General features: G+C 62.2%; 10 protein-coding genes. All 10 read left to right on the top strand.

The annotated features are described in order from the left end of the window. Positions 1 to 205 precede the first annotated feature (205 nt). Positions 206 to 1,618 carry an L-serine ammonia-lyase gene (locus LDN75_RS23145; RefSeq protein WP_223935008.1) on the top strand — a complete coding sequence of 471 codons (1,413 nt, stop codon included), beginning with the start codon at positions 206 to 208 and terminating at the stop codon, positions 1,616 to 1,618. Between the two features lie 105 nt (positions 1,619 to 1,723). Continuing rightward, on the top strand, positions 1,724 to 2,731 hold the full coding sequence (gene lipA / locus LDN75_RS23140; protein WP_223935007.1) for a lipoyl synthase: 1,008 nt from the start codon (positions 1,724 to 1,726) through the stop codon (positions 2,729 to 2,731). A gap of 22 nt (positions 2,732 to 2,753) precedes the next feature. After that, entirely contained in the window at positions 2,754 to 3,368 is a 615-nt protein-coding gene (locus LDN75_RS23135; RefSeq protein WP_223935006.1) for a methylenetetrahydrofolate reductase, read from the top strand. Between the two features lie 197 nt (positions 3,369 to 3,565). Continuing rightward, complete coding sequence (locus LDN75_RS23130; RefSeq protein ID WP_223935005.1) at positions 3,566 to 4,975, top strand: serine/threonine-protein kinase; 1,410 nt, start codon at positions 3,566 to 3,568, stop codon at positions 4,973 to 4,975. 509 nt (positions 4,976 to 5,484) lie between these two features. Then, complete coding sequence (locus LDN75_RS23125; RefSeq protein WP_223935004.1) at positions 5,485 to 5,940, top strand: hypothetical protein; 456 nt, start codon at positions 5,485 to 5,487, stop codon at positions 5,938 to 5,940. Between the two features lie 90 nt (positions 5,941 to 6,030). After that, positions 6,031 to 6,897, top strand: a complete 867-nt coding sequence (locus LDN75_RS23120; RefSeq protein ID WP_223935003.1) for a hypothetical protein — start codon at positions 6,031 to 6,033, stop codon at positions 6,895 to 6,897. 1 nt (position 6,898) lies between these two features. Beyond that, positions 6,899 to 7,405 (top strand): hypothetical protein, encoded by a 507-nt coding sequence (locus LDN75_RS23115; protein WP_223935002.1) that lies wholly within the window; start codon positions 6,899 to 6,901, stop codon positions 7,403 to 7,405. Beyond that, positions 7,402 to 8,679 carry a hypothetical protein gene (locus tag LDN75_RS23110; protein ID WP_223935001.1) on the top strand — a complete coding sequence of 426 codons (1,278 nt, stop codon included), beginning with the start codon at positions 7,402 to 7,404 and terminating at the stop codon, positions 8,677 to 8,679. Before LDN75_RS23115 ends, LDN75_RS23110 begins: the two co-directional genes overlap by 4 nt. A gap of 176 nt (positions 8,680 to 8,855) precedes the next feature. Beyond that, positions 8,856 to 9,632 carry an IclR family transcriptional regulator gene (locus tag LDN75_RS23105; protein ID WP_223935000.1) on the top strand — a complete coding sequence of 259 codons (777 nt, stop codon included), beginning with the start codon at positions 8,856 to 8,858 and terminating at the stop codon, positions 9,630 to 9,632. Positions 9,633 to 9,760: 128 nt separating this feature from the next. Further along, positions 9,761 to 11,404 (top strand): OPT/YSL family transporter, encoded by a 1,644-nt coding sequence (locus tag LDN75_RS23100; protein ID WP_223934999.1) that lies wholly within the window; start codon positions 9,761 to 9,763, stop codon positions 11,402 to 11,404. The last annotated feature ends 18 nt before the right edge of the window (positions 11,405 to 11,422 follow it).

The following is an 11,422-nucleotide window of genomic DNA, read 5'->3' as shown; positions in this document are numbered from 1 at the left end:
TGAGAAATGGGTCTGGCTGCCGAGGGTGGGCATGTTTTGATCTCCCGGGTGTGGCATTTGCTGGGAACGAATGCCGCACACAAAAACCGGGTCTGGAGGTTCGCACTGGGACCTCCACGGGGGCCGGCGCCGCCTTGGCTCGGGATTGGGCACGGCCCCCACACTAAGTTTTGCTCGTTCTTTCTCCCCCGAAAGGGATTCAGCCATGGCTGTTGGTGTTTTCGATTTGTTCACTGTGGGTATTGGCCCGTCGAGTTCGCATACTGTGGGGCCGATGCGTGCTGCTGCGGTGTTCGCTGGCGAGCTCAAGGACGCCGGTGTCCTGGGCTCGGTCGCGTCGTTGCGGGTTGATTTGTATGGCTCTTTGGCTGCGACGGGCCGTGGGCACGGGACCATGACTGCGACCCTGTTGGGCCTTGAGGGTTACCACCCGGAGTTGATCCTGCCTGATGAGGTGGACGAGCGGCTCGCGACGATCGCTGAGACAGGTGTCCTGAACCTGGCTGGTGCCTCAGGAGAAGGCGTGGAGCTGCCGTATGCGGTGGAGGATATGGTGTTGCATCCGTTGACGGTGTTGCCGCGGCATACGAACGGGCTGAAGTTCGCTGTCTCTGATGCTGAGGGGAACACCTTGCGGGAGGCGACGTTCTTCTCTGTCGGTGGTGGGTTCATTGTCCGTGAGGGTGAGGAGGACGCGGCGCGGGCGGAGTTGGAGGAGACGAAGGCGGAGTTGCCGTTGCCGTTCCGTACGGCTGCTGAGTTGCTGGGCCGGTGTGCGTCGAAGGGTTTGGGGATCAGCGACATCATGTTCATCAATGAGCGGGCGTCCCGGTCGGAGGAGGAGATCCGGGAGGGTTTGTTGCATATCTGGCATGTGATGGAGGCTTGTGTTGAGGCGAGCCTGAAGCGTGAGGGTGTGTTGCCCGGGGGTCTACGGGTCCGTCGTCGTGCTCCTGACTGGCTGGAGCGGTTGTTGAAGGAGGACAAGGACCGCAACGATCCGAAGTATTGGCAGGAGTGGGTGAACCTGATCGCGTTGGCGGTCAATGAGGAGAACGCCACTGGTGGGCGGGTGGTCACGGCGCCGACGAATGGTGCGGCGGGGATTATCCCGGCGGTGTTGTATTACGCGTTGCATTATGCCCCGGGCATGGACAAGGCTACCCAGGCTGATAAGGACGATGTGGTGGTGAAGTTCCTGCTGGCTGCCGGTGCGGTGGGTGTGTTGTACAAGGAGCAGGCGTCGATTTCCGGTGCGGAGGTCGGGTGCCAGGGCGAGGTGGGTTCGGCGTCGTCGATGGCTGCTGCGGGGTTGGCCGAGGTGATGGGTGGTACGCCGGGGCAGGTGGAGAACGCGGCGGAGATCGCGATGGAACACAACCTGGGGTTGACGTGTGATCCGATTGGTGGGTTGGTGCAGATTCCGTGTATTGAGCGGAACGCGATCGCGGCGGCGAAGGCGATCAACGCGGCGAAGATGGCGCTCTGGGGGGATGGGACGCACCGGGTGTCGCTGGATGAGGTGATCGTGACCATGCGTGAGACGGGCAAGGACATGTCCTCCAAGTACAAGGAAACCGCGATGGGTGGCCTGGCCGTGAACGTCGTCGAATGCTGACACTTACCTGCGTTGTGGGCCTACTTTGCGCGATTGAACGTACTTGAAGGGCACAAATTGGGCCTGGCAACGGACAAATGAGACAACAAACAAGGAAGTAAACCCATGACCCTGGCACCTGAAGGCCGTAAGTTGCTGCGCGTTGAGCAGCGCAACTCGGCTGTCCCGGTTGAACGCAAGCCCGAGTGGATCAAGGCCAAGGTCCAGATGGGGCCGGAGTTCGTCGGGCTGAAGAACCTGGTGAAGAAGGAAGGCCTGCACACCGTGTGTGAGGAGGCCGGCTGCCCGAACATTTTCGAGTGCTGGGAAGACAAGGAAGCGACGTTCCTGATCGGCGGGTCCGAATGCACGCGGCGCTGTGATTTCTGCCAGATCGATACCGGCAAACCGTCCCCTGTGGACATGTTCGAACCCACCAAGGTGGCCCGGAGTGTCCAGGCCATGCAGCTGCGCTACGCCACGGTGACCGGGGTGGCCCGTGATGACCTCGCCGACGAGGGCGTGCGGCTGTACGCCGAAACGGTCCGCAAGATCCACGAACTGAACCCCGGCACCGGGGTGGAGCTGCTGATCCCGGACTTCTCCGGCAAACCCGAACACATCAAGGCGATCTGCGATTCCAAGCCCGAGGTGTTCGCGCACAACGTGGAGACCGTGCCGCGGATCTTCAAGCGGATCCGCCCGGCGTTCCGGTACGAACGTTCCCTGGATGTCATCACCCAGGGCCGGGACCTGGGCATGGTGACCAAGTCGAACCTGATCCTGGGCATGGGCGAAACCCGCGAGGAAATCTCCGAAGCGCTGCGGGACCTGCACGCCGCAGGGTGTGACCTGATCACGATCACCCAGTACCTGCGCCCGTCCGAACGGCACCTGCCCGTGGACCGGTGGGTCAAGCCGCAGGAGTTCGTGGACCTCCAGCACGAGGCCGAGGAGATCGGCTTCCTCGGCGTGATGTCCGGGCCTCTGGTCCGCTCCTCGTACCGTGCCGGGCGTTTGTGGGCCACCGCGATGCGCAAGAAGGGCTGGGAAATCCCCGCCGCCCTGGCCCACATCGAGTCCTCCGGCACCACCCGCCAGGAAGCCTCCACCATCCTCGCCGCACACGCCTAAGCCCACAGCAAAAGGACACCTCATGCTTCCCCTTCGTGTTGAGATCATCCCGTCCGAGGGAATCGTGGACGTTGTCAGCAAGACGTTGCCTACATCCACCGCGATCAGCGTTACCTGCCTGCCGAAGCATGGTGTGGGTGCCACACTTCGTGCTGCGGTCCAGCTGAGGGAACTCGGCTATACCGTGGTTCCCCATCTTGCTGCCAAGGCTCTTGAAAGCCGCGGCGAGTTGTCAGCCATACTGGGTGACTGCTCGGCGTCGGGCATCACCGAAGTCTTCGCCATCGGTGGCGACGGGCAGCCCTCGGGTTCGTATTCCACAGGTGGGGAATTGCTGCGCGATATTGCCCAGATAACCTCCGGTGCGATGGGTGTTGGAGTGGCTGGGTACCCCGAGGGGCATCCGGACATTACAAGCCTGCACTTGGTTGACGCTTTGCTGGAGAAGCAGGAGTACGCCACGAAAATCGTCACGCAGATGTGTTTCTCGGCGGACAAGATCCAGGATTACGTGGCCATGCTCCGGCGCGAGGGTCTGCACTTGCCAGTCTGGGCAGGCGTGGCGGGGGCTGTACCCAAGCAGCTTTACAGCTTCAATTCTTTGGGCGCACTCCCAACCCCGCAACCCATCGTTTAGGGCGCCGCCAAACCGGAGTTTGAGGTGCGGAATCCCCTGATTTTTCCGGGAAAAGTAGTAGCACACTTCATGGTTGGCAAGGTGGGGCGGAGGCTGTACGTTTGCCGTAAGAAGGTCACTTAGCAACTGCATCGCAGCGCAGGATAAATGGGGGGGTAAGTCGGCGCAGCGCGCTTAGACGCAAGAGGTGTAGGGCCGTGAGGGCAGGCGGGGAAGCTTTCGTTGATCCAGCAGGCGGCGGGGACATACTCAACGGCCGCTACCGGATTCTGGAGCTACTCGGGCACGGGGCGATGTCCACTGTCTGCAAGGCCCGGGATGAAGTCCTGCAGCGCGATGTTGCACTTAAGATCTTTTCCCCGGGCTCAGGCGACGAGGGCTTTGAAGAGCGCCAGCAGGCAGAGATGCGGTTGCTGGCAGGATTTGACCACCCTGGCTTGGTGCACATCTACGACGCCGGCGTGGACACCGGCACATCCGGTCCGCCGCAAGCCTTCCTCGTCATGGAACTGGTTTCCGGCCATAATCTGCGTTCGGTGCTTGCTGAGGGCCCACTCAGCCTCGCGGAAACAACGCACATTGGCCACGCCCTTGCGGGTGCCCTGGTGCAGGTTCACGGCCGGGGAGTGATTCATCGGGACATCAAGCCGGCCAACATCCTGGTTTCAGAGACTCCGGGACCCGATCGCATCGTCAAACTCGCCGACTTTGGCGTGGCCCGGATCTTGGAAGGCAGCCGCCTGACCGCCACCGGAATGACCGTGGGAACGGCCCAGTACCTCAGCCCGGAACAAGCGCTCGGCCGGCCCTTGACTCCTGCCAGCGATATCTACTCCCTCGGCCTGGTGCTTTTGGAATGCCTCACGGGCAGGGCGGAATATCCTGGGACGCCCATTGAATCGGCCGCAGCCCGTCTTCACCGTGCACCGGTCATCCCGGAGCAAATCCATCACCCCATAGCTGAGTTGCTGAAGTCCATGACGGACCTTGAGCCAGCCAACAGGTCCACCGCTGAGGAGATCGAAGAATTCCTCGGCCGCCCCTGGCAAGACGCTTACGCTCACGCACCTACCGCGCTGTTGCCACCTCTGCCTGCCAGGTCGCCCGCCGTGCCGGCAACCAGCCCAATGTCCATCCAGCATCACAAAGTTGGGGGAAGGGGCCAGCTCGGGGCATTGTTGATGGTGCTTCTTGCGACAGCGATAGCAATCCCCCTCGCGGTGGCGCTGTCCGGCCAGGACCGCCTGCCAGCAGACGTCACATCGCCCTCTCCGGTTACCCAGCAATCCGACCTCCCCTCCCCGGTTGGGACTCCAGCGCCGGTGGTGACAATTACCACCCCGGGGCCGGTGGAAACAGTTCTCATTCCGGGGCCGGTGCAAACCGTTCTGCTGCCCCCGGCCAACTCCGGCAACGGGCCAGGAGGCGCTCCATCGTCAGAGGTGAGCCAACAGGCCAGCCCAACCGAGGTTGCGCAGGAAACCGAATCACCGGCGGTCGTTGAGCCAGGGCACAGCACATCAGCGGGTGCGGGCCAAGGGGGCGGCCAATACGACGAAAAGGGCCGAGGAGACGAAAAGAAGGGCAAGGGCAAGGGCGGGAACTGAAAGGTCTCGGCGAGGCACTCTTTATTTGATGCACCCTTCATCCCCGAACACAGTCGAACACCAGCGCAGTTTTTGCTCAAGATGGGCACAATGTTGGCTCAGTGGGCGCTGAATTTCCTGAATGCCCGGCCGCAGCGACCTCCTCGGGTCAGGTACCGGGCCGCCTAAAACTGAGTACTCCTGATCCAACCGCTGCCAGCATACTCACAAACGCCGGAAGCCAAGTGCTGGCGGGACGAAGCGCGCCATCAAATCGGCACCCGAGCCCGTTCTACGCCGTAATGACGCAACGTCCAACCAAGTAGTCCCTCTCGGCTGACTGAGTACTCGCCGCCCGTTCAGCGTATTCCTGACCCCTTGGTCGGGCGGAAAAGAGGCGTACACCCAAGAGTAGCCGCGGGGCTTCGCTGGCCTGAACTATTGGGACATCGCTTCATCCGCCGGAAACGGTCGGATGCTGGGGGTTGCGATGCGGCTCCCCGGAAAAAGATCAACCAAGGAGTCATACCATGCGCAAGCTTTCCAAGAAGAGCCGGATCACCGCCACCGTCGCAGGCGTGGCATTGGTAGCCGTAGGTGGCGGAGCTGCCTACGCCTACTGGACCACTACCGGATCAGGCAGCGGCTCGGCCGCCAACTCAGCAGGTGGAGGAACCGTCACGCTGCACGCCACGTTCAATGCCGGCCTGGCGCCAGGCAACCAAACCGCAGTGGCCTACACCGCCGACAACTCGACCACATCCGGGACCGTAGTTGGCGCACTCACTGCGAACGTAACTACGAGCGACGCCGCCTGTCTCCCTTCCTGGTTTGAGGTCACCGCAGATACGAGCAACTCCCTCGTCGCCGCCAACTCGACTGGAACTTCGGTGGGCAGCGGAACCCTGAAGTTCAACGACAGCGCCACGGCCAACCAGGACGCCTGCAAGTCCGCGACTGTCACGGTCAACGTCTCCAGCCAGTAGCGTCAGGCTGCCGGGGACCACCTTGCGAGTGGTGGTCCCCGGCCTACGCATTCCTCCCGCTTGAAACGCTTCCGTCCGAAAAGAGCTTCCATGGACCACCGGCCAGAGCGCCCCGCGCCTTTCCGTCGAGCTGCCGTACCACTTCGGACGCTTTTTCTTGCGCTCGTCGTGGCCCTTGTTCCGGTGGCGGCTGTCGCTGCAAGCAGTGGGCAAAGCGCTACGCAAGGCAACCCGGCCAAGGTAGCCAAGGGGATTACGGTGGCGTTGTCGCCCTCGAACCGCAGTTTGGACCAAGGGCAGTCCACCACCTTTACGGTGTCAGCCACCTCCACGGGCGGCTTCACTGGACCCGTGACGTTCGCCGTTACGGGCCTTCCGGCTGGAGCGGCAACCGCGTGGTCGCCGTCGCCGGTGGTTCTGGGAGCCGGCAGCACCGAGCAGGTAACTTTAACGGTCGCAACCGCCACCACGACGACGGCAGGCAAGTTCGACTTCACCGTGAAGGGAGCCAGCGGCACAGGCCAGTCGAACGCGGTCCAGTCGAACGCAGCACCCGGGCAGTTGCAGGTCCAGGAAGTCAAACGGACCTTCGGCGTCACGGGCTCATTAAGTGGGCTGCTGGCGCCAGGGGTGTCCCAGGCAGTGGAGCTGCAGATTTCCAACCCCGAGAACAAGAGCATAGCCATCACCAACCTGACGGTTGCGATTGCGCAGGTGGTGCGCACGCCGGCAGCGGTGGCGGCCAACCTCCCCTGCAGCAGTGCTGACTACCAGGTCACCCAATACACCGGGAGCTACCCGCTAACAGCTCCCTCCGGGCCCAGCTCGCTGACCTCGCTGCACGTGCTCGAAAGCAAATGGCCCCGAGTGAGGATGCTGGACACGTTGCAGCTCCAGGATGGTTGCAAGGGCGCGACCCTCCAACTCACGTACTCCGGGACGGGACAGGCGAACTGACATGAAGACGCTCAACCGCAAGCCCCGTAGCGGACGGATCGCCCGCACCACTGCTGCCACTGTGGCCCTCTGCATCCTGGGCGGCGCAGGGACCGCCTATGCATATTGGGCCACCACTGGCGTCGGCAGTGGTTCGGCGACCAACGGAACCATGCAAACCGTGACTGTGGATGCGCTTGTCGCGGGGGATACCCTGCAGACAAGCCTGGTTCCCGGTGGAACAGCCGACGTCATTCTCCGGGCAACCAACCCCAATAGCCATGCCGTTACCGTCTATGGAATTGCGGCCAACGGTGCCGTGACCGCCGATGCCGGGCATTCCGGCTGCACCACCACCGGCGTGACGTTCACGCCCCCGCCGTCGCCGTTGGCCCAGCCCGTAACCATTCAGGCGAATACGTCTATCCTGCTGACTCTCCCGGGTGCGGCCAGTATGAGCGCGGCCTCACTTTCCGCCTGCCAAGGCGCCCAATTCAAAGTCCCTGTCACGCTGGAGGTACGGAAGTGAGCCCGCTGCGTCAGTCCGCTGCTTCAACGCCCCCAACGCGGGTGACCATGGGCGCATGGAACCGCGTCCTTGTGATCGTTCTTGGCATCTTCCTCGTCTCTTGGGGTGGCCCAGCCGCCAGTGCCTTCTGGAGTTCCGTCAGTAGCAACTTCGGCGCAGCCAAGGCTGACGCCGTCGCCCAGGGCGCCAAGCCCACTACCGCCGTTTCCGGAAGTAGCGTGACGGTCACTTGGGCTGCGAGCACGACGGCGGCAGGCAGGTCCGTGACCGGGTACAGCATCGTCCGCTACGCCTCGGCGACTGGCGGCACGGCGGTGGCGGCCACGGGAACCTGTGGAGGAACAGTGGTGGGGCTGAGCTGCGTGGACAGTGGGGTTGCCACCGGAAACTGGTATTACACAGTGACGCCGACACTCTCCCAGTGGCAGGGTGCTGAAAGCGCGCGAAGCACAGTTACCGCAGTGGATGCAACGCCGCCCCTCGCCCCGACCGTGACCGCACCAACGTATGTCCACAGCGGCAACGTGGCGAACGTTTCCGTCAGCGGAACGGCAGAGGCTTTGTCTTCGGTGGCCCTGACCGTGACGGGTTCAGGAGCTCAGCCCCTGAACCAGACCATCAACGCAAACAGCTCCGGCAACTGGGCTGCCGCCCCGATGAACCTGAGTGCTTTCAGCCCAGGAACCATCACCTACTCCGCACGGGCAACCGATGCGGCAGGTAACACCGGCCCGGCCGGGACCGCTACATCCACAAAGGACGTAAGCTCCCCAACGGTGACGGGTGTCCAGCTGAACAACGTTTCGGGCGGCACTCCCGGCAAGATCGAGAAGGGTGATTCGGTGACGATCACGTTCTCGGAACCCATCAACCCGGCAACCGTTTGTAGCATCTGGGCCAACAATTCCACCAGCGTCCAGACTCAAGCCGGCAACAATGCGGACCAGGTGATAGTCAACGTAAGCTCCACCAACACACTGACTGTCACCGGGGCTGGGTGCCCAACCCTGAGAGTCGGCAGTGTTGCACTTGGCGGCAACTACACGGGCTCTGCGCTCACCTATAGCGGGAATGGCGGGAACGCCTCCAGCCTGAGCTGGAATCCGACGGCCCGAACGCTGACCATCACCCTGGGCGCTGGAACCGCTGGCGGCAACACGGTTTCCACATCCCCCGCACCCATCCCCAGTTACACCCCGGCGTCCGGCGTGACGGATGTAGCCAGCAACCCGCTGGCGACCAACACAGTGGCAGGGGCGACCTCCCGCTTCTGACGCACAACCAAAGTAGCCCTTACGACGGCGGCCGGTCACCTAAGTGACCGGCCGCCGTCGAGTTTATGGGGCGAAAAAGGGTCGCCAAAATCAGTGATTGACATCACGGCACACATGCGCGACTCTTTAAGTGTTCCATAAAAAACAACAATGTTCCAGTATTAGCAACGAGGCAAATGATGGCAGATCCCCGGACACTCTCCACGGTGCAGCGCACCCTTGAGGTCTTGAAGTCCTTCTCGGCTGATCGTCCGGAGTGGGGAGTTACCGAACTGGCGGACAAGCTTGGCGTTCACAAATCCCAGGTCCACCGCGCACTGGCAACCCTTAGTGCAGAGGGATTCCTGGTTCCCAACCCAGTCAGCCGAAAATACCGTCTCGGCCCTGCCTTGGTTCGACTCGGTATGATTGCCGGCGAATCCGGCGGAGTTCCGCAACTCGTGCAGCCTGTGCTGGAACGACTCGCGATGCAGATGGGCGAAACCGTCGTCTTCAACCTCGCGGCCGAGGCGGAGTACGTGATGCGTGCGGCCGCTGACGGGCCAGGCGCAATCCGCTTTGCCCTGACTTTGAACCGCAGGTTCCCTTGGTACGGCGGCGCTTGCGGGCACGCCATCTTTGCTCATCGAAGCGAGGATGAAATCAACTCGCTTCTCAACGGTGGGTTCACCCACTCAACCCAGAGTGGTCCCCATACACGCGAGGACATATTGCGGAGGCACGCTGCTGTGCGTGAGCACGGGTTTGCCGTCTCCATTGGCGAGTACGACGAGAAGATCATGTCCGTTGCCGTCCCGGTACGGCTCGATTCCGATGTCATCGGATCAGTCGGAGTGGTAGGAGTGCCGGCACTTCTGGCGGGCAGGGAAACCCAGCTTGCGGAGGAGCTCATGGCTGCAACCGACATGCTGGCGGAGCAGCTCTCCTCAGGAACTCCGCTGCCCGTCGCATAACCTTCGCCCGCAGTCACTGGGCTGCCTCAGCTCGCGCAATACATCGCCTCAATGGTGAGGCCCCGCTCCTCGATTCTCCGCGCCCCGGCGCGTTTCCGTTCACATTCCCTCATAGAAATCAGCAGGAAATGGCACATCCCCTCAACGTCAAAGAAGACACCCAAGCACGCCATCCACGGGCCTTCGAGCCCTTGACCCTCGTAGTCACCGTAGTCCTGAGCGTTCTAGGCGCCGTGATCGGGCTTCACCTGATCACCACACTTGGTATTTCAGCAAACACATCGGTCATTGGCGCACTTATGGCAATGATCATCGGCCGCATTTCGTTCTTCGGCCTCAGCAAGATGCGCGATATCAACCGCCAGAATCTGGCCCAGAGCGCCATTTCCGGGGCAACCTTCGCAGCCGGTAACTCCCTGCTCACGCCCATCGCCGTTCCGTTCGCCTTTGGCCGTACCGATTTGGTTGGTCCCATGCTGATCGGCGCGTCCATGGGCCTGCTGATCGATGCCTGGATCCTCTACAAGAGCTTCGGTTCCAAGTTCCTGCCCGCTGACGCCGCCTGGCCTCCAGGCGTGGCCGCCGCTGAAACGATCATCGCGGGCGACAAAGGTGGAAAGCGGGCTCTACTCTTGGCCGCCGGTGGAGTGGTGGGATTTGGTGCGTCCTTCTTCGGGCTTCCAATGTCCGCAGCCGGCGTTGCACTGATCGGCAACGTTTGGGCACTTGGCATGTTTGGCATTGGACTGCTTTTGAGCCAGTACGCTCCGGCCATTCTGGGATTCACGCTCTCATCAATCTATGTTCCGCACGGTGTCATGATTGGTGCGGGGATCGTGGCGTTGATCCAGGCTGTTCGGATCCTGCTGGACAAGAAATCCAAAAAGGACATGGAGAAGGAACGCCTTCAGATTCAGGCGCGGGCTGCCGCGCCGGTTGATCCGTCCCTTGCGCCCACTGTCACGGCCTCTCGGCTACGCCGGACTTTCGCTTCGGGTTATGTCTTGTACGTGATCGGAGCCCTCGTCCTGGCAGTCCTGGGAGGGTTGTGGACCGAAATGTCCTGGCCAGCAGTCATTGGATGGATCCTCTTTGCGGCCGTGGCTGCGATTGTCCACGAAATCATTGTGGGCCTGGCGGCCATGCACGCCGGATGGTTCCCGGCCTTCGCTGTAACGCTGATCTTCCTCATTGCAGGGCTGCTGATGAACATGCCTGCTGTCCCGCTCGCGTTGCTGGTTGGCTACTGCGCCGCGACTGGTCCGGCTTTCGCAGACATGGGTTACGACCTGAAAGCCGGGTGGATACTGCGCCGGGACCGCAGGCCTTATACCGTGTACGAAATTGAAGGTCGCCGTCAGCAACTTCTCTCGGCGATGGTCGGCTTCACGGTGGCCATCGGGCTGGTAGCCCTCCTATGGAACAGCTATTTCACGGCCGGCAACCTGCCGCCTGCGGCAGTGGTGTATGCGGACACCATCAAGTCCGGCCTGGCCAACCCCGACGTTATCCGGAACCTCATCATCTGGGCAATCCCCGGAGCCCTTATCCAGCTGCTCGGTGGCTCCAAGCGCCAGATGGGCGTCCTGCTGGCCACCGGTCTGCTGATTGGCACGCCTAACGCCGGTTGGTTGGTTCTGGCAGCGCTTGTGTTCCGCTTCCTGTGGACCAAGTACCGGTCGAAGGATGGGGAATCCGAAGTTTCACTCATCGGTGCGGGCCTCATCGCCGGCGATTCCATCTACTCCGTAGGCCGGATCTTCAAGGGCTAAGCCCTACTCGTCACAAAC

The organism is Arthrobacter sp. StoSoilB5 (assembly GCF_019977235.1).
Taxonomy (GTDB): Bacteria; Actinomycetota; Actinomycetes; order Actinomycetales; family Micrococcaceae; genus Arthrobacter.
The sequence above is the reverse complement of the archived record's forward strand: the minus strand, read 5'-3'. Positions and strand labels throughout refer to the sequence as shown.

Bases quoted from the DNA above. Each gene is read 5' to 3' on its own strand.
- LDN75_RS23120 (WP_223935003.1), top strand. From the start codon at position 6,031: ATGGACCACCGGCCAGAGCGCCCCGCGCCTTTCCGTCGAGCTGCCGTA.
- LDN75_RS23105 (WP_223935000.1), top strand. From the start codon at position 8,856: ATGATGGCAGATCCCCGGACACTCTCCACGGTGCAGCGCACCCTTGAG.
- lipA (WP_223935007.1), top strand. From the start codon at position 1,724: ATGACCCTGGCACCTGAAGGCCGTAAGTTGCTGCGCGTTGAGCAGCGC.
- LDN75_RS23145 (WP_223935008.1), top strand. From the start codon at position 206: ATGGCTGTTGGTGTTTTCGATTTGTTCACTGTGGGTATTGGCCCGTCG.
- LDN75_RS23115 (WP_223935002.1), top strand. From the start codon at position 6,899: ATGAAGACGCTCAACCGCAAGCCCCGTAGCGGACGGATCGCCCGCACC.
- LDN75_RS23100 (WP_223934999.1), top strand. From the start codon at position 9,761: ATGGCACATCCCCTCAACGTCAAAGAAGACACCCAAGCACGCCATCCA.
- LDN75_RS23125 (WP_223935004.1), top strand. From the start codon at position 5,485: ATGCGCAAGCTTTCCAAGAAGAGCCGGATCACCGCCACCGTCGCAGGC.
- LDN75_RS23135 (WP_223935006.1), top strand. From the start codon at position 2,754: ATGCTTCCCCTTCGTGTTGAGATCATCCCGTCCGAGGGAATCGTGGAC.